The organism is Actinomadura luzonensis (genome assembly GCF_022664455.2).
Lineage (GTDB): Bacteria > Actinomycetota > Actinomycetes > Streptosporangiales > Streptosporangiaceae > Nonomuraea > Nonomuraea luzonensis.
This window is the reverse complement of sequence record NZ_JAKRKC020000001.1, coordinates 3,931,737-3,955,959: the sequence shown is the minus strand read 5'-3', so window position 1 is coordinate 3,955,959 and position 24,223 is coordinate 3,931,737. Positions and strand designations below refer to the sequence as shown.

General features: G+C 74.5%; 23 protein-coding genes. 13 read left to right on the top strand and 10 right to left on the bottom strand.

Annotated features, from left to right (window positions below; all coding sequences use genetic code 11):
• The 5 genes from MF672_RS19265 to MF672_RS19245 form a co-directional block, all read right to left on the bottom strand.
• Positions 1–708, bottom strand: coding sequence for a CBS domain-containing protein (locus tag MF672_RS19265; protein ID WP_242376594.1), 708 nt, complete (start codon positions 706–708; stop codon positions 1–3).
• Between the two features lie 5 nt (positions 709–713).
• Positions 714–1,310, bottom strand: coding sequence for a CBS domain-containing protein (locus MF672_RS19260; protein WP_242376593.1), 597 nt, complete (start codon positions 1,308–1,310; stop codon positions 714–716).
• A gap of 2 nt (positions 1,311–1,312) precedes the next feature.
• Positions 1,313–1,993 (bottom strand): CBS domain-containing protein, encoded by a 681-nt coding sequence (locus MF672_RS19255; RefSeq protein WP_242376592.1) that lies wholly within the window; start codon positions 1,991–1,993, stop codon positions 1,313–1,315.
• A gap of 86 nt (positions 1,994–2,079) precedes the next feature.
• Complete coding sequence (locus MF672_RS19250; protein ID WP_242376591.1) at positions 2,080–4,758, bottom strand: bifunctional acetate--CoA ligase family protein/GNAT family N-acetyltransferase; 2,679 nt, start codon at positions 4,756–4,758, stop codon at positions 2,080–2,082.
• Entirely contained in the window at positions 4,751–5,710 is a 960-nt protein-coding gene (locus MF672_RS19245; RefSeq protein ID WP_242376590.1) for an Acg family FMN-binding oxidoreductase, read from the bottom strand. The genes MF672_RS19250 and MF672_RS19245 overlap by 8 nt, the downstream gene beginning before the upstream one ends.
• Before the next feature lie 192 nt (positions 5,711–5,902).
• Here MF672_RS19245 and MF672_RS19240 point away from each other — a divergent pair, with 192 nt between their 5' ends.
• The 8 genes from MF672_RS19240 to MF672_RS19205 all read left to right on the top strand — a co-directional run bounded on the left by MF672_RS19240 (position 5,903) and on the right by MF672_RS19205 (position 14,089).
• Positions 5,903–6,874: an Acg family FMN-binding oxidoreductase gene (locus tag MF672_RS19240; protein WP_242376589.1), complete on the top strand. Its 972-nt coding sequence runs from the start codon at positions 5,903–5,905 to the stop codon at positions 6,872–6,874.
• 350 nt (positions 6,875–7,224) lie between these two features.
• Complete coding sequence (gene gap / locus MF672_RS19235; protein ID WP_242376588.1) at positions 7,225–8,220, top strand: type I glyceraldehyde-3-phosphate dehydrogenase; 996 nt, start codon at positions 7,225–7,227, stop codon at positions 8,218–8,220.
• A gap of 144 nt (positions 8,221–8,364) precedes the next feature.
• The gene (locus MF672_RS19230) at positions 8,365–9,012 is read left to right on the top strand and encodes a CBS domain-containing protein (protein ID WP_242376587.1); all 648 of its coding nucleotides are present in this window, start codon (positions 8,365–8,367) and stop codon (positions 9,010–9,012) included.
• 132 nt (positions 9,013–9,144) lie between these two features.
• Positions 9,145–10,518: a cytochrome ubiquinol oxidase subunit I gene (locus tag MF672_RS19225; RefSeq protein WP_242376586.1), complete on the top strand. Its 1,374-nt coding sequence runs from the start codon at positions 9,145–9,147 to the stop codon at positions 10,516–10,518.
• Positions 10,519–10,531: 13 nt separating this feature from the next.
• A complete protein-coding gene (gene cydB / locus MF672_RS19220; RefSeq protein ID WP_242376585.1) occupies positions 10,532–11,497 on the top strand; it encodes a cytochrome d ubiquinol oxidase subunit II in 966 nt (321 codons plus the stop codon).
• Position 11,498: 1 nt separating this feature from the next.
• A complete protein-coding gene (locus MF672_RS19215) occupies positions 11,499–12,194 on the top strand; it encodes a universal stress protein (protein WP_242376584.1) in 696 nt (231 codons plus the stop codon).
• Positions 12,195–12,259: 65 nt separating this feature from the next.
• Positions 12,260–13,129: a hypothetical protein gene (locus tag MF672_RS19210; RefSeq protein ID WP_242376583.1), complete on the top strand. Its 870-nt coding sequence runs from the start codon at positions 12,260–12,262 to the stop codon at positions 13,127–13,129.
• 36 nt (positions 13,130–13,165) lie between these two features.
• Complete coding sequence (locus MF672_RS19205) at positions 13,166–14,089, top strand: ABC transporter permease (protein WP_242376582.1); 924 nt, start codon at positions 13,166–13,168, stop codon at positions 14,087–14,089.
• 22 nt (positions 14,090–14,111) lie between these two features.
• Here the strand turns inward: MF672_RS19205 and MF672_RS51420 are convergent, their stop codons facing one another.
• Entirely contained in the window at positions 14,112–15,266 is a 1,155-nt protein-coding gene (locus tag MF672_RS51420; protein ID WP_302893233.1) for a TIGR04222 domain-containing membrane protein, read from the bottom strand.
• A 187-nt stretch (positions 15,267–15,453) separates the two neighbouring features.
• On the opposite strand from MF672_RS51420, the gene MF672_RS19195 reads away from it, so the two are divergent.
• On the top strand, positions 15,454–15,921 hold the full coding sequence (locus MF672_RS19195; protein ID WP_242376581.1) for a VOC family protein: 468 nt from the start codon (positions 15,454–15,456) through the stop codon (positions 15,919–15,921).
• A 57-nt stretch (positions 15,922–15,978) separates the two neighbouring features.
• Here MF672_RS19195 and MF672_RS19190 read toward each other — a convergent pair whose 3' ends face one another.
• From MF672_RS19190 to MF672_RS19180, 3 genes are all read right to left on the bottom strand, one after another.
• On the bottom strand, positions 15,979–16,545 hold the full coding sequence (locus tag MF672_RS19190) for an Rv1733c family protein (protein WP_242376580.1): 567 nt from the start codon (positions 16,543–16,545) through the stop codon (positions 15,979–15,981).
• A 132-nt stretch (positions 16,546–16,677) separates the two neighbouring features.
• Positions 16,678–17,262 (bottom strand): helix-turn-helix domain-containing protein, encoded by a 585-nt coding sequence (locus MF672_RS19185; RefSeq protein ID WP_242376579.1) that lies wholly within the window; start codon positions 17,260–17,262, stop codon positions 16,678–16,680.
• A complete protein-coding gene (locus MF672_RS19180) occupies positions 17,247–18,113 on the bottom strand; it encodes a hypothetical protein (RefSeq protein WP_242376578.1) in 867 nt (288 codons plus the stop codon). Before MF672_RS19180 ends, MF672_RS19185 begins: the two co-directional genes overlap by 16 nt.
• Before the next feature lie 194 nt (positions 18,114–18,307).
• Between MF672_RS19180 and MF672_RS19175 the strand changes: the two genes are divergently transcribed.
• The gene (locus tag MF672_RS19175) at positions 18,308–18,805 is read left to right on the top strand and encodes a hypothetical protein (protein ID WP_242376577.1); all 498 of its coding nucleotides are present in this window, start codon (positions 18,308–18,310) and stop codon (positions 18,803–18,805) included.
• 102 nt (positions 18,806–18,907) lie between these two features.
• Here MF672_RS19175 and MF672_RS19170 read toward each other — a convergent pair whose 3' ends face one another.
• Positions 18,908–20,371, bottom strand: a complete 1,464-nt coding sequence (locus MF672_RS19170; RefSeq protein WP_242376576.1) for a sialidase family protein — start codon at positions 20,369–20,371, stop codon at positions 18,908–18,910.
• A 285-nt stretch (positions 20,372–20,656) separates the two neighbouring features.
• Here MF672_RS19170 and MF672_RS19165 point away from each other — a divergent pair, with 285 nt between their 5' ends.
• From MF672_RS19165 to MF672_RS19155, 3 genes are all read left to right on the top strand, one after another.
• Complete coding sequence (locus MF672_RS19165) at positions 20,657–22,465, top strand: FAD-dependent oxidoreductase (protein WP_242376574.1); 1,809 nt, start codon at positions 20,657–20,659, stop codon at positions 22,463–22,465.
• A gap of 132 nt (positions 22,466–22,597) precedes the next feature.
• The gene (locus MF672_RS19160) at positions 22,598–23,278 is read left to right on the top strand and encodes a hypothetical protein (protein WP_242376573.1); all 681 of its coding nucleotides are present in this window, start codon (positions 22,598–22,600) and stop codon (positions 23,276–23,278) included.
• Positions 23,169–24,170 carry an alpha/beta fold hydrolase gene (locus MF672_RS19155; protein ID WP_242376572.1) on the top strand — a complete coding sequence of 334 codons (1,002 nt, stop codon included), beginning with the start codon at positions 23,169–23,171 and terminating at the stop codon, positions 24,168–24,170. Before MF672_RS19160 ends, MF672_RS19155 begins: the two co-directional genes overlap by 110 nt.
• The last annotated feature ends 53 nt before the right edge of the window (positions 24,171–24,223 follow it).

Below are 24,223 nucleotides of genomic sequence, written 5' to 3'. Positions count from 1 at the left end.
TCATGCTCCACCCCAGATGGGGATGTTCGCGACGTCGTCGTGCTTCCAGCTCAGCTCGTCGCGCACCGCCACGACCCCGTCGACGCTCTCGGTCATGCGCACGGCCGCGATCGCCTCGGTGTGCCGGCTGACGACCCCGCTCAAGGTCACCACGCCGTCGCGGACCTGGACGTCGATCCCGGCCGGGTCGGTCCACATCACGCTGGACGGGATGCCGGCGAGCACGATGTCCTTGATGTCCTGGTCGGCGCGGACGAAGACCTTGATCAGGTCGCGGCGGCTGACGATGCCCACCAGCCTGCCGCCGGCGTCCACGACCGGCAGCCGCTTGACGCCGTGCCGGTCCATGAGCCGGGCCGCCTGCACGATCGGAACCTCCGGGGTGGTGACGAACGCGGGCGAGGTCATCAGCTCGCCGGCGGTCTCGCCGAGCGCCTTGTAGTAGCCGCTGCCCTCGCTGCCCATGCTGTGGCGGATGCGGGCCCGCAGCGGCGGCCGGTAGTCGTCGCCGTAGTAGCGCGCCTTGAACTCCTCCTTGGCCAGCAGGTCGGCCTCGGACACCACGCCCTTGACGCGGTTGTCGTCGTCGAGCACCGGCACGCCGCTCACGCCGCGCTTGATCAGCAGCTCGGCCACGACGTGGAAGGACGCCTTCTCGTTGACGGCGGCCACGTCGGTGGTCATGACGTCCTGGACGGTCATTCTCATGGCGATCACCTCAGATGCCTGACCCGGACGATGCCGGGGACGGTGCGGGCGAGCACGTCGGCGATCTTGTCCGCGTGCTCGTGGCGGGGCCCGCTCAGCTCGGCGACGCCGTTGCGCACGGCGACCGTCCAGCGCGGGCCGAAGGGATACTGCTCGTGCAACGCGGCCTCGACCGCCTTGCGCAGCTCGTCGTCGGAGCGGGCCAGCATCGCCATGAGGTCGCGGCGGCTGACCATGCCCACGATCGCCTCCCCCCGGAGGACGGGCAGGCTCTTGATCCGCCTGCCCACCATGAGCTCGATCGCGCTGGTGACGTCGGTGGTCTCGGTGACGGTGACCGCCTCGCCGGTCATGACCTCCTGGACGCGGCGCGGCGGCGGCTCGGCGGGAGAGGGCAGGCGGCGCTCGGTGGCGCGCGGGTCGGGCTCGAACTCGCCGCGCAGCAGGTCCAGCTCGCTGACGACGCCCACCAGGCGGTCGTTGTCGTCCACGACGGGGGCCGCCGTGATGTTGTTGCCGTGCAGCACCCGGATGGCGTGCCGCACCGGGTCGGTGCGGCGCACCGTGATGGCGGGGGCGCTCATGACCTCGCGCACCAGCATCGCTACTTGGCCTCCCAGGTCGTGTCGTCCTGCTTCCAGGTCAGCTTGTCGATCACGCCGACCACGCCGTTGACCCGCCCGGTCATGCGCACCGCGATGGCCGCCTCGGTGCGGCGGTCCATCCAGCCGGTGAGCGTGACGACGCCCTGGCCGACCTCGACGTTGACGCCCTTGGTGTCCACCCAGAGGGCCTGGTCCAGCACCTCGTCGCGGACCTCCGCGGCGATCTCCTCATCGGGGCGCAGGAACACCTTGACGAGGTCGCGGCGGCTGACGATGCCGGTGAGGCGGCCGTTGTGGTCCACCACGGCCAGCCGCTTGATGTCGTGGGCGTCCATGAGCCGCGCGGCCGAGACGGCCGAGGACGCGCCGGTGATGGTGATGGCCGGGCTGGTCATCAGCTCGCCGGCGGTGTCGCCGTCGGCCTTCTGCCGGCCCTTGGGGTGCCGCAGCCGGGCGCGCAGCGGGGGACGGTAGCCCTCGCGGTAGAACTCCTCCCGGAACTCCTCCTTGCGCAGCAGGTCGGCCTCGGACACCATGCCGACCACGTGACGGTCGTCGTCGATGACCGGGACGGCGCTGATGCCGTGCTCGATGAGCGTCTGGGCGATGTCCTTGAACGGGGTTCCTGCGGTGACGGACACGACCTTGGTGGTCATCACGTCCGCGACGGTCATTCGCATGCCTGCCTCCTTGGGGGTCGCCTCCATCACAACGCGCGGGGCGGCGGGGAAGTAGGGACGGAAGTCCCGACGCGGCCGGTCCTTGGTCAGCGCAGGTGCCGGAGCAGCGGGGAGGGCGGCGGCTCGCAGGGCGCCAGCCGGATCCTGGCGTCCACCACGGCCGCCGCGAGCGGCGTGACGATCACCGGGTTGAGGTCCAGCTCGGCCACCTCGGGCAGGTCGTCCAGCAGCGCGCTGACGCGGGAGATCTGCTCGGCCAGCGCCGCCGCGTTCACCGGCGGGGAGCCGCGGTAGCCGTGCAGCAGGGGCGCGCAGCGCAGCTCGGCGATCATCTCCTCCGGGTCGGCGACCGGCGCGGCCCGGAAGGCCCGGTCGGCGAGCAGGTCGGCGGTGACGCCGCCCATGCCGACCATGACCAGCGGCCCGAACACCGGGTAATTGACGCCGCCGACGATGATCTCGACGCCGCCGGGCACCATCCGCTGCACGAGCGCGCCGGTCATCTCACCGCCCAGCCGCCCGGCCATCTCCTTGTACGCCTGCCGCACCGCCGCCTGCGTCTGCAGGCCGAGCCGCACGCCGCCGACGTCGCTCTTGTGCACCGGGCCGACCGCCTTCAGCACGGCGGGCAGGCCGACGTACATGGCGGCCTCGGCGGCGCTCTCCGGCGCGTCCACGCCGATCGACTCGGCCAGGCTGATCCCGTAGGCGCGCAGCAGCCTGGCGGTGGCGGCGGGGGACAGCCAGCAGCCGTCCGGGTGCTCCTCCAGCTCCAGGTCCACCAGCCGGCGCGCGCTCCCGGCGTCCACCGCGGGCGGCGTCGCCGGCGGCCGTTCCGGGCGCTCGCGCCAGCGGGCGTAGCGCACGGCGGCGGCCAGCGCGGCGACGGCCTGCTCGGGGAAGGCGTAGGCGGGCACCCGCCCGCCGATGAGGCCGTCGAGGCCGACCGTGCAGGCCAGCACCGTCTTGGCCGAGCCCTTCGCGGCGTCGGCGACGGCCTCCTGTGTCTCGGCCAGGCCCGAGCCGAACGGCGGGGTGTAGACGATGAGCACGGCGTCCACCTCGGGCGCGGCCGACAACGTGCGCACCGCCTCGCCGAGCTCGGCGGCGGTGGCGTCCGCGGTCAGGTCGATCGGGTTGCCGAGCGCCGCCCCTGGCCGGCCGCCTTGTCCGCCCTGTCCGCGCTGTCCGCCCTGTCCGTTCTGTGCGGCACGGTTCCGTGCGGCGCGCCCGTTCTGTGCGGCACGCCCGCCCAGCAGCCCGGGCGGCAGCTCGGGCACGCTCAGCCCGGCCAGCTCGCAGGCGTCGGCCGCCATCGCCTCCGGCCCGCCGGAGTTGCCGACGATCGCCACCCGGCCGCCGGCCGGGAGCGGCTGGCCGGCCAGCAGCTTGGCGGTGTCGATGAGGTCGTGCACGCTGTCCAGCCGGATCACGCCGGAGGCCCGCACCAGCGCGTCCACGGCCACGTCGGGGGTGGCGGCGGCGGCGGTGTGCGAGCGCACCGCCCGGCCGCCGGCCTGGCTGCGGCCGCTCTTGACCAGCAGCACCGGCTTGCGCCGGCCGACCCGGCGGGCGATGCGGGCGAACTTGCGCGGGTTGCCGAACGACTCCAGGTACAGCGCGATCACGTCCGTGCCGGCGTCGTCCTCCCAGTACTCCAGCAGGTCGTTGCCGCTGACGTCGGCCTTGTTGCCGACCGAGACGAACGAGGAGACGTCCAGCCGCTCCAGCAGCGCCGCGCCGACCGCGCCCGACTGCGACAGCAGCGCGACGCGCCCCGCGACGGGGGAGTGCGGCAGGAAGCTGGCGTTCAGCCGGGCGCCGGTGTTGACGACGCCGAGGCAGTTGGGGCCGATCAGGCGCATCCCGGCGGTGCGGCAGACCTTCAGCAGCTCCGCCTCGCTCTCCCGGTCGCCGGTCTCGGCGAAGCCGCTGCTGAGCACCACCAGCCCGGCCACGCCCGCGTCCGCGCAGTCGCGCGCCACCTCCAGCACCCGCGCGGCGGGCACCGCCACGACCGCGAGGTCCACGCCGTCCGGGACGCGGGGCACGCAGGGCAGCCCCGCCACCTCCGTGGCGCGCGGGTTGACCGGGTGGACGGCGCCGGGGAAGCCGCCGTCGAGGAGGTTGCGCAGCACCTTGTGGCCGACGGCGTCCGGGTCGCGGCTCGCGCCGATCACCGCGACCGAGCGGGGCGCGAGCACCCGGGCCAGCGACGCCCGCTCGGCCACGTGGTCACGGCCGGCGATCTGCGCCGCCAGGCCCGCCGACGGCTCGGCGCGGATGCCGACGTGCAGCGTGCCGCCCTCGAAGTGCTGCGTCACCTCCAGGCCGAGGTCGCGCAGCACCCGGATCATCGGCCGGTTCTCGGTCAGCACGTCGGCGACCAGCTCGTGCACGCCGTGGGCGGCCGCGTCCAGCGCGACGTGCTCCAGCATGAGCGTGCCGAGCCCGTGGCCGTGCATCTCGTCGTCGATGAGGATGGCCAGGTCGGCGCTGCCCTCGTCGATCGGGATGTACTCGGCGACGGCCACCAGCCGGCCGTGCACGGTCGCCACCAGCGCGTGGCCGCGGTAGCCGGGGCCGGTGATGCGGTCCATGTAGCGGTGGGCGGTGTTCCGGCCGCCGGTGAAGAAGCGCAGGTAGGCCGAGCGTTCCGAGGATCGGGTGACCAGGTCGTGCAGTGCCTGCCGGTCGCCGGGGGACAGGTGGCGGACGTGCGCGATGCCGCCGTCGCGCAGCAGGACGTCGTAGCCCTCACTCATGGGGGGTCTCCAGTTCCGCCGCGGGGCGGCGCGGGGCGCGGGCCACGTACGGGCCGTACCCGAACCTGATGATCATCTGGGGGTGGCCGCGCCGGTGGTGCGGGTCGCGGCGGCGGCGCATGTCGCGCAGGTCCAGCGGCTGGTTGAGGAACGACGCCGACAGGCCGTGCCGGGCCGCCACCAGCAGCACCCGCTGCAGCGCCTGCCCGGCCCGCAGCCAGTCCAGCGGCCGGTCGCCGGGCGTGCTGAGCACCGCGAGCTGCGGGCGCTCCTCGAAACGCGCCTGGTACGAGCGCCGCCCGAAGTCCCTGACCGGGGACGGGTCGCGCAGCGGCCGGGGGCCGTGCGCGTAGGCGGGCACGCCGTCGAAGCGGGCGCCGGCCATCGTCCAGGCCGCCAGCTCCGCCTGGTAGGCGTGGTCGCGGGTCAGCTCGTCCTCGGCGATGGCGGCGTAGTCGAGCAGGTCGGCCGCCGCCGCCCGGCTCAGCGGCAGCAGGGTCGCCCCTTCGCGGGAGGCGGCGATGCGCAGCTCGGCCATCACCGCGAGCGGCACCGGCCGCGCCGTGAACGGCAGGCGGCTGGTGCGCCGCACCGGGATGAGGTCGTACAGCTCGCGCTGCTCCTGCGTCACCGGCAGCGGGCCGCCCGCGCGCACGGCCGCGAGCAGCCCCGGCTCGTCGTCCGGCTCCGGCAGCAGCCACACCATCGGCCGCTGCCCGGACACCCGCATCGCCAGCCGCAGGTTGAACAGCGCCGCCCCGCAGCTCACGTGCAGGGAACGGCCGCGCGGGTCGCTCACCCGCAGCCGGCGGTCGGGGTCGGCGTACAGCTCGACGAACTCGCGGGTGACCACGTCGAACCGCCACGGCTGGGTGTTCAGGATGGACGGCGCCTGGCCGGCGGCGGACAGCAGGCGCCTGGTGCCGAGGTCGGCGGCGGTTGAGATGGACATGACGCACCTCCCACCTGCGACGTTCCCGGACCCCCAGGGCCGGACGGCAGTGCCGGACGGCCCTGCGGGCGCCGCCGAAGGTCCCACGCCCGGCGCGGGGCCCGACGCCTCTAACCGGAGGGGACCTTCGGCCCTCATTCGCCGCCGTTCCCCGTGATGGGCTGGCCTCATCGTCCGCTGGAGGTGGAGAACATGAGCACCCGTACGGCGAAGAAGGCCGTGGAAGCCGCGCTGGAGGCGGCGCGCTGGGCACCATCGGTGCACAACACGCAGCCCTGGTCGTTCGCCGTGTCCGGCGACGAGATCAGCCTGCGCGCCGACACCGAGCGCAAGCTGCGCGTCGGCGACGCGGCCGGCCGCGAGCTGGTGATCAGCTGCGGCGCGGCCCTGTTCAACATGCGCACCGCGATCCGCTGCGAGGGCTTCGAGCCCGTCGTGCGCGTCCTGCCCGACCCGGACCGCCCGTCGCTGCTGGCCCTCGTGCGGCCCGGCGCGGAGGCCGACGCCGACGAGCACACCTGGGTGCTGGGCGGCGAGATCGAGCGGCGGCGCACGCACCGGGCCGGGTTCACCACCCTGCAAGTCCCGGCCCGGCTGGTGGACGCGCTGGTCAGGACCGCCGCCGAAGAGGGCGCCCGGCTGCTGCCGGTGGGCCCGCACGCCGTCGCGGCGCTCGCCGCGCTGACCCAGGCCGCGCAGGTCGTGCAGAGCCAGGACCGGCGCTACAACCTGGAGGTCGTGCGCTGGGCCCGCCCGCCGGGCAGCACCCGCAAGGACGGCGTGCCCGCCGGGGCCTACCCGCGCGACGAGCCGCGCACCGAGCCCGCCTTCGCCCAGCGCGACTACGCCTGGCGGCACGAGTGGGGCGGCCCGGCCGACCAGAGCGGCTCGACCTCGCCCGGGGTGGTGACGTTGCTGACCACCCCGGGCGACGCCAGGGAGGACTGGCTGATCGCCGGGCAGGCGCTCCAGCGGGTGCTGCTGCAGGCCAGCGCGCACGGCGTGTCGGCGGCCTTCCACACCCAGGCGCTGGAGATGTACCACCTGCGCGAGTTCCTGCGCCACGAGCTGTGCGCCGGCGCGTACCCGCAGATGGTCATGCGGCTCGGGATCACCTTCGACGACGCCGAGGCGGTCCGCCGGCCCGTCACCGACCTGCTCTGAGAAGCGCTCGTCCCGGGGCGGCTTTCCCGGGACGAAGGTCCCGCCCCGCCCGGGGCCTCCGGCTCTGGGCGGGGCGGCCGGCCGCGCGCGAGCATGAGACCGGACACCCGCCGAGGCAGGCAGCGGCCGTCCCCGCGAGGGCGGCCGGGTCCCGGGCCGGAGCCGGCGGCGGTGGCAGGCAGGGCGCCAACCGTCCCCCGTCGCGAGACGGAGCCTCCACCCGCGCGGACCGGCCGCCCGCTGCCGCCCGCCGCGGCGGGTGCTTCCGTCCGGGGGACGAGCCGAAGGTCCCGGGCGGCGGGGACTCAAGCCTCTGCACCGGCGGCCGCGGCCCGGCGGACGATGACGGCATGAGAATCGGAATCAACGGGTTCGGCAGGATCGGCAGGGCCGTCCTGCGCCGCGCGCTGCGCACCGGACCGGACCCGGCGCTGGAGATCGTCGCGATCAACGACATCACGGACGCCGCCACGCTGGCCCACCTCCTCAAGCACGACTCCACCTACGGCCCCCTCGACCTGCCCGTCTCCTCCACCCCCACCTCCCTGGAGGTGAACGGCAAGGTCATCGCCGTCACCGCCGTGAAGGACCCGGCGGAGATCGACTGGCGGGCGCACGGCGTCGAGCTGGTCATCGACGCCACCGGCCGCTTCCGCACCCGCGAGGCGCTGGCCGCCCACCTGAAGGGCGGGGCCCGCCGCGTGCTGCTGTCGGCCCCCGGCAAGGGCCTGGACGCCACCATCGTGCCCGGCGTGAACGACGAGACGTTCGACCCCGACCGGCACGAGATCATCTCGCTGGCGTCGTGCACCACGAACTGCGTGGCCCCGATGGTCAAGGTGCTGCATCGCAGCTTCGGCCTCGTGCGCGGCTTCATGACCACCATCCACGCCTACACCGGCGACCAGATGCTGCTCGACGCGCCGCACAAGGACCTGCGCCGGGCCCGGTCGGCGGCGGTCAACATCGTGCCCACCACCACCGGCGCGGCCCGCATGGTCGGCCAGGTGCTGCCCGAGCTGGCCGGCCGCCTGGACGGCATCGCGATCCGGGTGCCGGTCGAGGACGGCTCGATCACCGACCTGGCCGCCCAGCTCGCCCGCCCGGCCACCGCCGAGGAGGTCAAGCAGGCCTTCGCCGACGCGGCGGCCGGCGACCTGCACGGCATCCTGCGCTACAGCACCGACCCGCTGGTCTCGCGCGACATCGTCGGCGACGCCTCCTCCTGCGTGTTCGACTCCTCGCTCACGCAGGCCGACGGCGACCTGGTGAAGGTGTTCGGCTGGTACGACAACGAGTGGGGTTACGCCAACCGCCTGGTGGAGACGGCCCAGCGCCTGAGGTGACCCCTCGGGTGAACGGGGGGCGGGGTCGGCGGCCCCGCCCCTCGCGCGTGCCCTGAGGGACTTCCGGCCGTCCGGTTCGGGACCTTCGCCGCTGCCCGCCCGCCTCCCGCAGGGGAGAGCGTCGGAGACGGGAGGTGGTGAGCCATGACGATCCAGGTCAGGCAGGTGATGGGGCCTGTCGCCATCGCCGTGCGGGAGCACACGCCCTTCGCCGACATCGTGGCCGCGATGGGCTACTACGGGGTGGGCGCGGTGACCGTCATCGACGACGGGCGACGCCCGGTCGGCGTGGTCTCGGAGGACGACCTGCTGCTGAAGGAGAGCGGCCCGGCGGCGGCCGGCGCGTCCGTGGCGGCCGCGCGCAGGTGGCGGCGGGAGCGGGACAAGGCGGCGGGGACGACGGCGGCCGGCCTCATGACGTCCCCGGCGGTGACCGTCACCCCGGACACGCCCGTCCGCGAGGCGGCCCGGCTCATGCACGGGCTGCGGGTCAGGCAGCTTCCGGTGGTCGATCCGGACTCCGGCCGGCTCGTGGGGACGCTGCTGCAGGAGGACGTGCTGCGGGTCTTCGCCCGGCCGCCCGAGGAGCTGGCGGCCGACCTGGCGCGGGCGCTGGGCGGCCTCGGGACGCTGGCGTTCGAGGTGGAGCGGGGCGTGGTGCGGATCACCGGCCAGGTGGCCGGCGACGAGCAGGCCGCCGAGGCGGCCGAGCGCGCCCGGGCCGTGGAGGGCGTCGTCGACGTCGTCTGCGACGTGACCGCCGGCGACGCCCCCGAACGATCGGACGCCTGATCAGAGCGGGTGCGGCGCGGGCGGCCGCCGGAAGCGGCCGCCGGAGGTCCCGGAGGGAGAGGACCAAGGTCCCGCGCCGCAGGGCCACCGGCCCCTAGGGCGAGCCCCTGACCGTGCAAGACGCTGAAACGCATGGACGTCCTCGACCTCTCCCGATGGCAGTTCGGGATCACGACCGTGTACCACTTCCTGTTCGTGCCGCTCACCATCGGCCTGTCGGTGATCGTGGCCGGGCTGCAGACCGCCTGGTACCGCACCGGCAAGCAGGAGTACCTGCGCCTGACCCGGTTCTGGGGGCGGCTGTTCCTCATCAACTTCGCGATGGGCGTGGTGACCGGCATCGTGCAGGAGTTCCAGTTCGGGATGAACTGGAGTGACTACTCCCGCTTCGTCGGGGACGTGTTCGGCGCGCCGCTCGCCATGGAGGGACTGCTCGCCTTCTTCCTGGAGTCCACGTTCCTCGGGCTGTGGATCTTCGGCTGGGACAAGCTGCCGAAGAAGGTGCACCTGGCGACGATCTGGCTGGCCGCGCTCGGCACGAACCTGTCGGCGTACTTCATCCTCGCGGCCAACTCCTGGATGCAGCACCCCGTCGGCTACCGGATCAACAACGGGCGGGCCGAGCTGACCGACATCGGGGCCGTCCTGACCAACCCCACCACCCTCGTCACGTTCCCGCACGTGCTGTTCGGCGCGTTCCTCACCGCGGGCGCGTTCGTGCTCGGCGTCAGCGCCTGGTTCCTGCTGCGCCGGCGCGAGGTGGACGTCTTCCGCCCCGCCGCCCGCCTCGCCCTGGCCGTCAGCCTGGCCGCCGCCGTCGGCGTCTCCCTGTCCGGGCACTGGCAGGCGCAGATCATGACCGAGCAGCAGCCGATGAAGATGGCCGCCGCCGAGGCGCTGTGGGAGGACGAGAGCTCCGCCGGGTTCTCGCTGTTCGCCGTCGGCGACGTCGAGAACGGCCGCAACCACGTCAACCTGCAGATCCCGTACGGCCTCAGCCTCCTCGCCACCAACACCACCGACGGCAAGGTCGAGGGCATCAACGACATCCAGGCCCGTTACCAGGCCCTGTACGGCCCCGGCGACTACCGGCCGGTCGTCGGGCTGGCGTACTGGTCGTTCCGCCTGATGATCGGCTTCGGCGCGCTGGCCGCGCTGCTGGCCGCGGCCGGGCTCTGGCTCACCCGGCGCGGCCGGCTCCCCGCCGGCCGGTGGGCCTACCGGCTCGCCATGCTCGGCATCGGGCTGCCGTTCCTCGCCAACTCCCTCGGCTGGATCTTCACCGAGATGGGCCGGCAGCCGTGGACGGTGTTCAGCCTCATGCGCACCGCCGCGGCCGTCTCGCCCGGCGCCGACGTCCCCTCCGTCGCGATCACGCTGGCCGGCTTCACCCTCGTGTACGCGGTCCTCGCGGTCATCGAGGTGCGGCTGCTGATCAAGTTCATCAAACGCGGCGCGCAGGAGGAGATCGAACCCGAAGCCCCCGTGCCCGCCCTCTCGTACTAAGGATCGACCGGCCATGGAACTCACGACCCTCTGGTTCTTGCTCATCGCCGTGCTGTGGACCGGCTACTTCGTCCTGGAGGGCTTCGACTTCGGCGTCGGCATCCTGCTGCCCGTCCTCGGCCGCACCGACGGCGAGCGGCGCACCGTCGTCGCGACGATCGGGCCCGTCTGGGACGGCAACGAGGTGTGGCTGCTGGTCGCCGGCGGCGCCACCTTCGCCGCCTTCCCCGAGTGGTACGCCACCCTCTTCAGCGGCTTCTACCTGCCGCTGTTCCTCATCCTGCTGGCGCTGATCGTGCGCGGCGTGGCCCTCGAGTACCGCGGCAAGAGCGAGCGCACCCGGGGCTGGGACCGCGCGTTCTTCTGGGGCTCGCTCGGCCCGGCGCTGCTGTGGGGCGTCGCCTTCGCCAACATGGTGCGCGGCGTGCCGCTCGACGCCGACCACGAGTACACCGGGAGCCTGCTCACCCTGCTCAACCCGTTCGCGCTGCTCGGCGGCCTGGCCACGCTGATGCTGTGCACCCAGCACGGCGCGGTCTTCCTGGCCCTGCGCACCACCGGGGAGCTGCGCGCCCGCGCCACCAGGATCGCCGCGGCGCTCGCCCCGGCGACCGTCGCCGTGGTCCTGGCGTTCCTGCTCATGGCGCGGGCCGGCACCCCGTCCTGGGCGGCCGTCGGCGTGGCCGCGCTCGGGCTGGCCGTGACGCTGGTCGCCGCCGTGCGCGGGCGCGACGGGTGGGCCTTCGCCGGCAGCGCCGTGGCCGTCGCGGCGTTCGTCGCCACCCTGTTCTCCAGCATGTGGCCCAACGTGCTGCCCGCCCTCGACCCCGCCAACAGCCTCACCGTGACCAACGCCGCCTCCTCGCCGTACACGCTGACGGTCATGACCTGGGTGGCCGCCATTTTCACCCCCGTGGTCCTGGGGTATCAGGCCTGGACCTACTGGGTCTTCCGCCGCCGGCTGACAGGAGCTCACTGACATGAACGCGATCGTGCTCGGCTACGACGGCTCCGACTTCGCCATGCAGGCCATGGACTGGGCGCTGGACGAGGCGGAGCTCCGCAAGCTGCCGCTGGTGCTCACGCACGCCTGGCAGTGGCCGTACGGGGAGGCCGAGGAGGAGGCCAAGGCCCATCTGCGCAAGGCGGCCGAGCACGTGCTGTGGCACGGCGCCGAGTGCGCCCGCTCCACCAGCTCCGGCGTGCGCGTCGAGACCGACCTGTACGAGGGGCCGCCCGCCCGGCGGCTGACCGAGCTGTCGGCCGGGGCCGAGCTGATCGTGGTCGGCACCCGCGGGCTCAGCGGCCTGCCGAAGGCCGTGGTCGGGTCGGTGGCCGGGTACGTCGCCGCCCACGCCGAGTGCCCGGTCGTCGTGGTGCGCGGCCCCGGCCCGCTGCCCGCCGCCGCCGAACCCGGCCCGGTCCTCGTCGCCGGCGGCACGCCCGTACCCGCCGTGCTGGACTTCGCCGCCCACGAGGCCGCGCTGCGGCAGCTCACCCTGGTCGCCGCCGGCGACACCGCCGCCTGGCGGGCCGCGCACCCCGGCGTCGAGGTGCGCGCCGAGCAGGGCGACCGGCACCCGACGCTCGTCGTCACCGGCCGGCAGGGGGCCGCGGCGGCGCTGGAGAACGCGCCGTGCCCGGTCGCCGTGGTACCGGCCGGGAACCAGGCCTGACCGAGCGTGACCAGGGGTAGACCCAGACGGCAGGCGTGAACTCCCACCTCCCAGGAGGCACCGACATGACAGCACGTACCGGGCGCGCCATGGTCCTGCTGATCGCGCTGGGGGTGGCCGCGGCGGGCTGCGGCGGCGAGCCGCGCCCGGAGTCGCCCTCCGCCACGCCGTCCGCGGCCGGCCCGCCCCCGTCGCCCTCGTCGTCCCCGTCGCCCGCATCGCCCTCGTCGCCCGCATCGTCCCCGTCGCCCGCATCGCCGCCTGAATCGTCCGGCTCGCCGCCGGGCACCCCTGAGCCCGCGCCGCGGGGCCGCGACCTGGTCGCCGGGCGTTACCAGCCGCTGTGGCCGTTCCGCACCCAGGCGGAGGCGGCCGGCTGGTCGAGGGCCAACCGCGCCGACGGCCGCGACGCCTGGCACCTCGACCCGGCCCGCACCGCGGTCCGCTTCGCCCGCGACCACCTGGGCTTCACCGAGATCGACCGCGCCGTCAAGACCGTGCGCGACGGCGTCCACGCCCGGGTGCACGTCGGCATGGCCACGGAGGAGGGCTCGCGCCCGCTCGTCGCGGCCGTCGTCCACCTGGTGCGCTACGGCCCGGGCGCGGACGCCCCCTGGGAGGTCGTCGGCACCGACGACAGCACCTTCTCCCTCACCACCCCGCGCTACGGGGCCTCCGTCGGCTCCCCGATGACCGTCGCCGGCCGGATCACCGGCGTGGACGAGAGCATCCGCGTCCAGGTGCGCCGCCCGGGCGGCGGCAAGGCGCTCGGCGAGCACTGCTGCGTCGGCGCGGGCGGCGAGAAGACCCCCTGGTCGGCCAAGGTCACCTTCACCCCCGTGCCCGGGACGGTGCTGACCGTCGTCGCCTCGACCGGCGGGCACGTCGCCTCGGTGGAGCGCTTCGCCGTCACGGCCGTGACCGTCGCGCCCTAGCAACACCCGCCCGGCCCCGGCCCGCACGGAGGTGTCATGAGCGACGTGGAAGACAGCCGCGCGGACGACGTGGACGACGCGGCCCCCGGGCCTGCGCCGGGTTCGCTCGCCGAGCTCGCCAGGCGCCACGGGCTGCGCCCCGCCGTCGCGCGGCCGAGCCTCACGGTGTACCTGCGCCAGCTCTGGCAGCGGCGGCACTTCATCCTGACCTACGCGACCTCGCGCAACGTCTCGAAGTACTCCGGTTCGGCGCTGGGGCAGCTGTGGCAGGTGCTCACGCCGCTGCTCAACGCGGCCATCTACTACGTCATGTTCGGGCTCATCCTGGGCGGCAGCCACGGGGTGCGCAACTACCCGGCGTTCCTGCTGACCGGCATGTTCGTGTTCACCTACACGCAGCGCACCGTCACCGCCGGGGCCAAGTCCGTCTCGGGGAACCTGTCGCTCATCCGGGCGCTGCACTTCCCGCGGGCGTCGCTGCCGCTGGCGTACGCGATCCAGGAGCTGCAGCAGCTCGCCGTCTCCATGGGCGTGCTGCTGGTGATCGTGCTGATCACCGGGGAGCCGATCACCTGGTTCTGGCTGGTGATCCCGGTGGTGCTGGTGCTGCAGACCATGTTCAACGTCGGGGCGGGGCTGGTCATGGCCCGGGTGGGGGCGTCCATGCGGGACCTCAACCAGCTCCTGCCGTTCGTCATGCGCACCTGGCTGTACGCGTCGGGGGTGTTCTTCGTCATCCACGACAAGGTCGTCAAGAGCGCGGGCTTCCCCGAGTGGGTGGCGACGGTGATGTACCTGAACCCGGCGGCGTCCTACATCGAGTTCATGCGCGACCTGCTCATCAGCCGGCACACGCCGCCCGAGCTGGTGTGGCTGTCGTGCCTGTGCTGGGCGGTGGCCGCGCTGGCCGGCGGGTTCTGGTACTTCTGGCGCGCCGAGGACCGCTACGGCCGCGGCTGACCACCGCTACCCGCGCGGGCGCTCAGATGCCGCCCCCGCCGCAGCCTCCTCCTCCGCAGCCGGAGTGCCCACCGCCACCGCCGCCGCAGCCGGAGTGCCCGCCACCGGTGTGCCCGCCCCCTGTGTCGCCGCCGCCGAAGCTGCCTCCGCCGTAGTCGGCGCCGCCGCCGCCGAACAGGCCGCCGAAGTCGAAGAACCCGCCGCCCCCCGAGCCGGCGTCGCCCGTGGCCGCGTCGCCGCCGATCGGGAACAACACGGGGGAGCCCCCGTACGACCCCCCGTACGACCCCCCGTACGACCCGTCGTGCGACCCGCCGTGCCCGGGCGCGCAGCACGCGGCGACCCTGCGGTTCCTGACCCGGGTGTCCAGCCGCAGGGTGTCGGCCAGCCGCCGGTCGGGCAGCCGGTCCGTGCCGTGCAGCGCCACCACGCGGACGTCGTCCGACGCCGACCACGCCCCGTCCGCCGGCTCCCCGTCCGCCGGTTCCCGGTCCGCCCGCGCGCCGTCCGCCCCGTCGCCGTTGGCGGGGCTGCGCGCGCCGGCCCGCTCCAGCGCCGCCCGGCCCGCCTGGGTGACCGGGTCGGCCAGGGCGCGGCGCAGCCAGAAGAAGCACGCGAACCCGGCCGGCACCACCGCCACCGCGACCAGCACGGCCCCCAGCGGCCCCCGGGCCAGCGCCTCGACGATCACCACCGGCACCGCCAGCAGAGCGAGGACGTACACGGCGTTCGCCCGCCGCCGGGCCCGGCTCCGCGCGCCCGGCGCCATCAGCAGGCCCTGCCGCCACAGCGGCGTGGCGAGCCGCGTCATCGCGTGGTCGGCCGCCACGCCGTGCCGTACCTGGGCCGTCGTCAGCCCGCCAGGGGCCGCCCGGACGTACTTGAGCACGGCCCGCTCGACCGGCCGCCCCTTGGCGGCCCGGAACCCCTGGACGGGCGTGACCACCCCTTCGCCCGACACCCGCACCCCGCCCTGCCCGACGAGCGAGACCAGGGCGGTGTTGACGACCCGGCGGGGGCCGCCCGCCAGGTACGCCGCCTCGTACACGCCGAGCGGCTGCTCCGCCTCCCGCCCGCGGACGGAGCGGGCCCGGAACAGCCCTGCCCGCGCCGCGGCCGCCGTCAACACGACCAGCGCGAAGAGCGCGACCGCCACCGTGTAGAAAACCCCGTTCATGGCGCCTCCTTGACGGAAAATCGCCGGAATACCTCTGTTGCTCACTTGACGTTCGCGCGGGAGACCGCGGTTCCCCCGCCGTTGTCAGAATGAGCAGAAGGCGGCCCGCCCGGGCGGGGCGGAATGATCGGGCGGACCCGGCGGGTTGCCGCAGGGGAACCCGTCACGCTGATGAGAGGAGCGCGCATTGAGCACGCACGCAGCCGGCCAGGGCAGGGTCCGCCAGCTTCGCCTGGTGGTCGAGGCCGAGGACTACGAGGCCGCGCTGGCCTTCTACCGGGACGTCCTGGGGCTGCCGGAGGAGGCCGCGTTCTCCACCGGGGACGACGCCCGGGTCGCGATCCTGGACGCCGGCCGGGCCACGTTGGAGATCGCCAACCCGGCGCAGAAGAAGATGATCGACGACGTGGAGGTGGGCCGCCAGGTCGCGCCCAAGCTGCGGGTGGCGTTCGAGGTGGACGACTCGCGCGGCACGACCGAGCGCCTGGTCGCGGCCGGCGCGACGGAGGTGGCGCCGCCCACCGTCACCCCGTGGCAGTCGCTGAACGCCCGCCTCGACGCCCCCGGCGGCCTGCACATCACCGTCTTCCAGGAGCTTCTCCCCTCTGAGGAGCGCCACGAACTGGACGGCTTCGCCACGGACGACACCCGCTGACGCGTCAGGGTCGCGCGCCGGACGACGCCCGCTGACGCCGCTGACGCCGCTGACGCGTCAGGGGGCGCGGCGGGCGTCGGCGTGGGCGGCCCAGGCCGCGTCCCAGGCGCGGTGACGCCGCTGGTCGAGCAGCCACCCGAACCCGGCGAACGCCGTACTCACGAGCACCGCCGCCACGATCCAGACGAGGATCCCCGTCACGACCGACGACGCCCTCAGCTCCGCGGGTCGCGGCGGCGCCGGCGCTGGCCATCCGTCGGGGCCGAGCCAGATCGGCACCGGCGTCCCGGCCTTGGCCAGGACGGGCGCGCGCACCGGCCCGGTGCGCCGCTCGCCGGCGGGCGTCGTCCACCGCGCCGTGGCGCTCTCACCCGCGACGACCACCCCGAACGACAGGTCCACGACGGGCACGTCGGTCAGCAGCGTCGCGGTCGCCCGCGCCCGCCCGGCCGGCTGCGCCCCCGACGCGTACGCCTGCCGCCCCGCCGCCACCGCCGGCCACACGCTCAGCAGCACCAGCAGCAGGGCCACCAGCATCCCGGCGCTCTCCAAACGGTCCGTACGCCGCCGCAGCGGATTGCCGTCGAACCGGTGCCTGCGCACCCACCACGCCACACGCTCCATCGCACCACCTTGCTCCCGGCGGGATCCTTCCAGGCAGAGTCCAAGGTCGCTCCGCACTGGGACTTTAGGCGCTCGGCGGCCACCACGGGGCCGGTTCGCGGCCGGTCAGGGGGCCGGTGCGCCGCGGACGGCTCACTTGGCGGCGGGCCTGGCCCGCACGTGGATACGCTCACCCTGCGGCCCGAACAGCGCCAGCACCTCGGCCGGCTCGGCGTCCGGCACGGTGAAGGCGTGCGGGGTGCGCGTGTCGAACTCGGCCGCCTCGCCCGGCTTCAGCAGCACCTCGTGCGGCCCGAGCAGCAGCCGCAGCCGCCCCGACAACACGTACAGCCACTCATACCCCTCGTGGACCTGCTGCTCCGGCTCGAACCCCGGCCACCCCGGCGGATAGATCTGCTTGATCGCCTGCAGCCCGCCGGGACGCCGGCTCAGCGGGATGAACGTCACGCCGTGCCGCTTCACCGGCCGCATGTGCACCCGCGGGTCGCCGGTCACCGGCGCGTCCACCAGCTCGTCGAGCTGCACCTGGTGGGCGCGGGCGAGCGGCAGCAGCAGCTCCAGGGTCGGCTTGCGCTGCCCCGACTCCAGCCGCGACAGCGTGCTGACCGAGATGCCGGTGCTCTTGGACAGGTCCGTCAGCGTCACCCCGCGCTCCTGCCGCAGCGCCCGCAGCCGCGGCCCCACCGCCTGCAGCACGTCGTTCACTTCCATACCCACAGCCTGCCACCAGCGCCCACCGCCTGCCGCCGCCCCCGGGGCCTTCCCGCGGCTCGCTCACCGGCCACCACCACGTTCCCGGAGTCATCGAGCAGCCCTCTGTCTCCCAATGGGCGGTTCAGCCGGTAGACGTAGGGCCGAGCGTCGAGATAAGCCGCCTCGATGCAATCGCCGCGGTCCCGTGCGGAATGTGCGATCCGTCGGATCACCACCGCCGTGCCGCTCTCGCTGATCGAGATTTCCGGACGAACATCCGGGGCCGAGCCGCAGGAACGTCCGGCGCCCATCCAGAGCGTGACGTCCGGACTGCCGGTACTCGCGGCCGCCTTGACGATCGCGGACGAAGGGCCGACCTCCCCGAGGCGCCAGAAGAACCGCGCAGGAAGGGCCGGCCATATCAACGCCCCGCCCTCGGCCAGGGCGAACCGCCAAGCCGGCAACGACACGAGACCGCGGTCCGAGGGGAACGCGCGCACCACGCCTTCGGCCCCGATCACCGCTCCCACCTGTGCCGGCGCGGGACGCCCGTCCATGTGCGAGCTCAATGCCCCGTACGCCTCCGTCGCGGACGTCAGCGGTGACGTGACGGCCCCATCGGGTAATGCGACCTCGGCTGTCATCCGGGCGCCACGGGGCAGGTCCGTCGCGAGTCGCACGCGAGTGACGACCTTCCTCGATTTCTCCACCATGGGGAGGCCGGTCAGGAGGACGAGCGGGCGCGGCCTCGCATGCACCGGGAAAGCGTCCCAGGAACGCAGAATCGCGAGCGGGTCCCGGTGCGCGGTGTTCTCGCCGACCAGGACGAAAGGCGCCACCGCGATCAGGAGAAGCGTGACCAGTGCTCTGCTCATGGAGACCGCCTTCCACGGAGAGTTTCCGGCATCACTGCTGTGACGCCCGGCCGGCAGTCGAGGTGCACGGACAGCGGCAGCATCGTGGCGGACCGGCGGGCGGCCGGGGGGCGGGTCAACGGGGGCTCAACACCTTCTCAACGCGGCCGCTCCTACCGTTCGGGCAACGAGATTCCGCACCAGAGGGGGAGCACATGCGTGACTTGCGAGTTCTGGCCGTCGCCGCGATGGTGGCCGGCGGTGTCCTGACCGTTGTCCCGCCCGCCGGCGCCGCCGCGCGGCAGGACGCCCGGCAGGTGTCGCGGGCCGAGGCCGCGGGGCCGATCAACTACTCGTGCGGCGCGCGGCTGCGGGTGACGCGCCAGGTGCCGAGGAGCACCTGGGAGCGGATGGCAGGGGCGCGGGGACGCCGCGGCGCGGTGCACCTGTACGCGGCCGGCGGCGTCTACCGGGGCCGCGACGTGTGGTGGGCGTACGGCACGGGCCTGCGCGCCGGCGACCGGGTCTCCATCGACTGGACCGACGACGGCGGCCGCACCTATCACGCCTGCCACGCGGTCGTGGGCAGGGGCGGGCGCAGCGCCACGTCGTTCGCGGTGGACGACCCGGGCGGCCGCAAGTTCCGGGCGTGCGTGAAGGCCGCGGGCAGGTGGTCGTGCACGCGCGGCTGGTGGCACACCAGGGCGTCCTAGGGCGGCCGGCGCGTGAGGGTGGCCGGCGGCGGGGTTCCCAGGACGGCCGGGGCGGCGGGGTTCCGGCGGGGCCGGGGACCCCGCCGCCGGGTGGCCGGTCGCTCAGCGGGTGAAGATGGCGCTGTGCAGGTCCACGGGGTTCGCGGCGTCGCCGGTGGTCACGCCGTACACGGCGGTGAAGGCGTCACCGGTCGAGACCAGGCCGGTGTAGTCGCCGAGCAGGCGTCCCACGCTGGTCAGGGGGACCTGGCGGGCGTCGAACGGGCCCTCGAGGTGCTGCTCGCGCCACGACCCGGCCTGCGTGCAGTCGCTCGCGCAGGTCACGGCCCACACGTCCGTCGGCAGGCCGGGGTCGGCGGTGTTGTTGCGGAAGTCGTAGTACGTGACCGCCACGGTGCCCGTACGGGACACGGCGACAGCCGGTACGGCGGCCGAGCCGGTGGGCGTCCTGTCCACCCGGATCGGGGCGGACCAGGTGCGCCCGCCGTCCGCCGAACGCGAGTAGGCCACGTGGAAGGTGCCGTCGGCGTCCTGGCTCGGCCAGGTGGCGTTGACCACGCGGGTGCCCGGCTGGGCCGCCAGCAGCGGCAGGGCGGCGTTCCTGATGGGGTCGCCCGAGTTGTCCGGGTCGGGGATGCGCGGGCCCACCGCCATCGGGGCGGGCACGTTCAGGGTCGGCGCGGACCAGGTCCGGCCGCCGTCCGTGGAGCGGATGACCTGGGTGAAGCCCTCGTCGGTCGTCTCGTGGTGCATGCCGATCAGCAGCGTGCCGTCCGGCAGCGCCACGAGCTGGGTGCCGATGACGCCGCTGTTGGCCGGCACGTCGAACACCTTGCTCGTGCTCCACGTACGCCCGTCGTCGGTCGACTTCGCCAGGTAGACCGGCTGGACCCAGTTCGGGGCCGTGTCGGTGGACTGGTCGTCGATGCGGTCCCAGACTGCGTAGACGACGCCCGGCCGGTAGGGGTCGGCGGTGACGCTCGGGCGGTCGTTGAAGAAGCGCACGTTGTCGTCGCGCTGGAGGGTGACCGGCGCGTCCCAGGTGCGGCCGCCGTCGCCGGACCTGGACACCAGGATGGCCGTCACGTCGCCGGCCCGGGACATCGACAGCGACGCCGCCACCGCCGCGCCCGACGGCGTGATGGTGACCCAGTGGTCGGTCGTGACGTCGTAGTCGCCGCCGTTGGCGGCCGTGCCGCCGTTGCAGCGCGAGAAGGCCGGCAGGCCGGCGGAGGTCTTCCAGGTCAGGCCGCGGTCCTCCGACACGGCGGTGACCGCGCCGTTGCTGCCGTACCGGTTCCAGCGGTCCTGCTGGAACACGGTGACCAGGTGCTGGGGGCGCCTCGGGTCCACCGCGAGCGCGGGCAGGACCTCGGTGTTGGGGTTGAGGACGTAGCCGTCGGGCGGGGTGCCGCCGCAGCCGGCGGGCAGCGGGCTGACGCCCGAGACCGGCCGCACGACGGCCGGCCTGGTGCCGGTGTCGTCCGCGGCGGCGGGCTGCGCGAGGGCGGTGGCGAGGAGGACGGCCGTTGCGGTTAACAGTGCTGCCCTGGGGCGTCGGATCACGAGCTGGTCCCTCGATCTCGTTGGGGTTCCTGATGGCCGGAGGAAGATTACAACGGCAAGATCAACCGCGTCCGCACAATGATCACAAATGTGCTCCTGGCTGGGCTTTCGCGACGCCGCCACCCTGACACTCTCCTCGACGGCGCGGCCCCTGCGTGGTCAGGTCGTGCGTCTCCGTGATCACCGGCCGGAGATGCGCTTTGCCGCTTTGGCAACGACATTTGTCAACTCGTCGCTCCATCCCGGACAGTGGCGCATCGAAGCGATGCGGAAGGAGACACACCTGTGAACGCGAAGTACGACGTGGTGGTGGTGGGCGGCGGGGCCGCCGGGCTGAGCGGGGCGCTGACCCTGGGACGGGCCCGCCGCAAGGTGCTCGTCGTGGACGCGGGCCGCCCGCGCAACGCGCCCGCCCAGGGCGTGCACGCCTTCCTGACCAGGGAGGGGACGCCGCCCCACGAGCTGCTGGCCACCGGCCGCGAGGAGGTCGCCGGGTACGGCGGCGAGATCGTCACCGGCACCGTGGTGGCCGCGGAACGCCTCGGCGGCGAGGACCCCGGACCGTTCCGGGTGACGCTGGCCGACGGCTCCGCGGTCGTGGCCGAGCGGCTGCTGCTGGCCACCGGGCTGGTGGACGAGCTGCCCGACGTGCCGGGGCTGGCCGAACGGTGGGGCAGGGACGTGCTGCACTGCCCGTACTGCCACGGGTGGGAGGTGCGCGACCGGCCCATCGCGGTGCTGTCGACCGGGCCGCTCGGGGTGCACCAGGCGCTGCTGTGGCGGCAGTGGAGCGACCGCGTGACGTTCGTCCTGCACGACGGACCCCGTCCGGACGAGGAGCAGCGCGAGAAGCTGGCCGCGCGCGGCGTGCGCGTGGTCGAGGAGCGGGTGTCCGGCCTGGAGATCACCGGCGACCGGCTGACCGGGGTGCGGCTGGCCGGGGGAGAGGTCGTCGCGTGCGAGGCGCTCGCCGTCGGCACCCGGATGAACGCGCGCGCCGACCTGCTGCCCGGCCTCGGGCTGGAGACCGAGGAACTGGTCATGGCCGGGCACGTCATCGGCACCCACGTGCCCGCCGACGCCACGGGCGCGACCCGGGTGCCGGGGGTGTGGGTGGCCGGCAACGCCGCCAGCGTGGCCGACCAGGTCATCGCCGCGGCGGCGGGCGCGGTGCGGGCGGCGGCGGCCATCAACGCGGACCTGATCGAGCAGGAGAGCCGCCGCGCCGTCGCCGCCCACCGCGCCGCCGCCGGCCATCAGGACGAGCCCCTGGGGAGCGGCCGCTCACCGCAGCACGACGTGCACCAGCACGACAGCGGTGGTCACGGTGGCCGAGGGGGGCACGGCGGTGGTGGCCGCTCCGAAGGCCCCGGCAGCGCCGGTGACGGCGACGGCGACGCGGAAGGCCACGGGCACGGCGGTCAAGGGCACGGGCACGGGCACGGGCAGGGTGCTTTCGAGGTGCCGGAGGGGATGTCGGCCGAGGAGTTCTGGAACGGCCGCTACGGCGAGCAGACGCGCATCTGGAGCGGCAACCCCAACCTGGCCCTCGTCCGCGAGGTGACCGGCCTGGCTCCTGGCCGCGCCCTCGACCTGGGCTGCGGCGAAGGCGCCGACGCGATCTGGCTGGCCGCGCGCGGCTGGCGGGTGACCGCCGCCGACATCTCCCAGGTGGCCCTCGACCGCGCCGCCGAGGAGGCCGTCCGGGCGGGCGTCGCCGGCCTCGTGGAGTGGCAGCGGCACGACCTGGCCGAGTCCTTCCCCGCGGGCTCCTACGACCTGGTGTCCGCCAGCTACCTGCACTCGCCGGTGGAGCTGCCCCGCGAGGAGATCCTGCGCGCCGCCGCCGCGGCCGTCGTCCCCGGCGGGGTACTGCTGATCACCGGGCACCTGGGGTGGCCGTCCTGGATGCAGGACGAGCCGCCGGTCGAGACGGCCTTCCCGACGCCGGGCGACGTCCTCGACGCCGTGAAGCTGGGCGAGCCCGAGTGGGAGGTGCTGACCTGCGAGGAGTTCACCCGCGAGCGCCCCGCCCCGGACGGCACGCCCGGCACCCACGTCGACTACGTCATCAAGGCCCGCCGGCGTCCCTGACCGGTCAGTCCGGGGCGCAGCGGGCGGGCTCGTACGGAAGTCCCCCGGATCTTGGGGCGAAGGACCCTTACCGGCTCCGCCGCCCCTGCCGAACCATGGGGGGTGTCCACTCAGGAGCCGGGGTGAGAACCCATGGGCATCACGGATCCGGTAGCACCGCCGCGCCTGACCGCGCCCGGGCTGCGTGCCCTGACCGACGTCCTCGCCGCGCACGACGCGGAGCAGCTCATCGACGGCCTGGTCGGCGTCGCGGCCGAGATCTGCGGCGCCGACCACGCGGGCCTGGTGGAGGTGGACGCGGTCCGGGGCGTGGCTCATTCGCTGCACGTGCGGACCCCTCCCGGCGACCCGCTCGGCGTGCTCAGGTGGCTGGAGTCGGGGGACGCGCTCGCCGCCCTGGCCGCCGGCGGCGACCCGGTGCGCCTGGACGCCGTGCGGTTCCGCGTGCTCAGCGTGCCCGTCCCGCTGAACACCCGGCACCAGGCGTCGCTGTGGGTGGCGGGCGGCGACTTCGACGACCACGACGAGGAGTTCCTCGTCAGGTTCGCGACGGCGGCCGGACGGATGCTGGAGGCCCACCGCGACCTGCAGGCTGCGGTGCGGCTGCTCCGCGCCGTCCAGGCGTTCGCCGTCCCCGGGGCCGCACCCGGCCTCCCGCCCGAGGAGGCCGTCCACGAAGGCAGCGGGCGCGAAGGGGGAGCAGATGTCGGCGACGAGGGAGAACGGCCGCCCGCCCGCGCCGGGCAGGCCGGGGACGAGCCGGTGGGCCGATCTCGCCGGCCCCCTCCACTATCTCGACTTCGGCGGCCCTGAGGCCGGCCCCGTCGTCGTCGCGGTGCACGGCCTCGGCGGCTCGGCGCTGAACTGGATCGCCGTCGCCCCCCTCCTGACCGGGACGTGCCGGCTGATCGCGCCGGACCTGGCCGGGCACGGCCTCACCCAGGCGCTCGGCCGCCCCACCACCGTGCCGGCGAACCGGGAGCTGCTGCACCGCTTCATCGAGCGGGTGCCGGGCGAGCCGGTGATCCTCATGGGCAACTCCATGGGCGGCATGATCTCCCTCATCGAGGCGGGCCTGTGCCCGCGCGCGGTGTCGGGGCTGGTGCTGCTGGACCCGGCCGCCGCGTTCGTGCCGGCGCTGCCGGACCCGCTGGTGGCGGCGGTGTTCATGGTGTACACGGCGCCGTGGTTCGGGACGGCGATGATGGCGCGCCGCCGGGCGCTGCCCGCCGAGACGGTCGTCCCGCTGATCCTGCGGCTGATCTGCGCCGACCCGGCCAAGGTGCCGCCCGAGGTCGTGCACGAGCACATCGAGCTGACCCGCCGCCGCGGCGAGCTCGGGCTGACGCACGTCGAACGCGACTTCGTGCACGCCGCCCGCTCCGTCGTCCGCACCGCGGGCGGCATGCCGGGCTCGGCCTACCGCCGGGCGATCCGGGCGGTGCGCGCGCCCGCGCTGGTCGTCCACGGCGAGCGGGACCGGCTGGTGCCGGCCGCCGCGTCCCGGGCGCTGGTCAGGAGCCACCCCTGGTGGGACCTGGTCGTGCTGCCCGGCGTCGGGCACGTCCCGCAGATGGAGGCCCCGCGCGAGACCGCCGCCGAGGTGCTGCGCTGGCTGGCCGCGCCCAAGGCCGCCGCCGCGGTCGCCGCCGCCACGCACGCGCTCTCCGGCGGCACACCAGGTCCAACGGCGACCAGCCCGTGACGAAGTGCCCTGTCCGGGCGGAACCGCTCGTCCGAGGCTGAAGGCGACATCCG

What these genes read in the sequence shown, in the direction of transcription:
- MF672_RS19265 (WP_242376594.1), bottom strand. Translation starts at nt 708, where the DNA reads ATGAGAATGACCGTCCAGGACGTCATGACCACCGACGTGGCCGCCGTC.
- MF672_RS19260 (WP_242376593.1), bottom strand. Translation starts at nt 1,310, where the DNA reads ATGCTGGTGCGCGAGGTCATGAGCGCCCCCGCCATCACGGTGCGCCGC.
- MF672_RS19255 (WP_242376592.1), bottom strand. Translation starts at nt 1,993, where the DNA reads ATGCGAATGACCGTCGCGGACGTGATGACCACCAAGGTCGTGTCCGTC.
- MF672_RS19250 (WP_242376591.1), bottom strand. Translation starts at nt 4,758, where the DNA reads ATGAGTGAGGGCTACGACGTCCTGCTGCGCGACGGCGGCATCGCGCAC.
- MF672_RS19245 (WP_242376590.1), bottom strand. Translation starts at nt 5,710, where the DNA reads ATGTCCATCTCAACCGCCGCCGACCTCGGCACCAGGCGCCTGCTGTCC.
- MF672_RS19240 (WP_242376589.1), top strand. Translation starts at nt 5,903, where the DNA reads ATGAGCACCCGTACGGCGAAGAAGGCCGTGGAAGCCGCGCTGGAGGCG.
- gap (WP_242376588.1), top strand. Translation starts at nt 7,225, where the DNA reads ATGAGAATCGGAATCAACGGGTTCGGCAGGATCGGCAGGGCCGTCCTG.
- MF672_RS19230 (WP_242376587.1), top strand. Translation starts at nt 8,365, where the DNA reads ATGACGATCCAGGTCAGGCAGGTGATGGGGCCTGTCGCCATCGCCGTG.
- MF672_RS19225 (WP_242376586.1), top strand. Translation starts at nt 9,145, where the DNA reads ATGGACGTCCTCGACCTCTCCCGATGGCAGTTCGGGATCACGACCGTG.
- cydB (WP_242376585.1), top strand. Translation starts at nt 10,532, where the DNA reads ATGGAACTCACGACCCTCTGGTTCTTGCTCATCGCCGTGCTGTGGACC.
- MF672_RS19215 (WP_242376584.1), top strand. Translation starts at nt 11,499, where the DNA reads ATGAACGCGATCGTGCTCGGCTACGACGGCTCCGACTTCGCCATGCAG.
- MF672_RS19210 (WP_242376583.1), top strand. Translation starts at nt 12,260, where the DNA reads ATGACAGCACGTACCGGGCGCGCCATGGTCCTGCTGATCGCGCTGGGG.
- MF672_RS19205 (WP_242376582.1), top strand. Translation starts at nt 13,166, where the DNA reads ATGAGCGACGTGGAAGACAGCCGCGCGGACGACGTGGACGACGCGGCC.
- MF672_RS51420 (WP_302893233.1), bottom strand. Translation starts at nt 15,266, where the DNA reads ATGAACGGGGTTTTCTACACGGTGGCGGTCGCGCTCTTCGCGCTGGTC.
- MF672_RS19190 (WP_242376580.1), bottom strand. Translation starts at nt 16,545, where the DNA reads ATGGAGCGTGTGGCGTGGTGGGTGCGCAGGCACCGGTTCGACGGCAAT.
- MF672_RS19180 (WP_242376578.1), bottom strand. Translation starts at nt 18,113, where the DNA reads ATGAGCAGAGCACTGGTCACGCTTCTCCTGATCGCGGTGGCGCCTTTC.
- MF672_RS19175 (WP_242376577.1), top strand. Translation starts at nt 18,308, where the DNA reads ATGCGTGACTTGCGAGTTCTGGCCGTCGCCGCGATGGTGGCCGGCGGT.
- MF672_RS19160 (WP_242376573.1), top strand. Translation starts at nt 22,598, where the DNA reads ATGGGCATCACGGATCCGGTAGCACCGCCGCGCCTGACCGCGCCCGGG.
- MF672_RS19155 (WP_242376572.1), top strand. Translation starts at nt 23,169, where the DNA reads ATGTCGGCGACGAGGGAGAACGGCCGCCCGCCCGCGCCGGGCAGGCCG.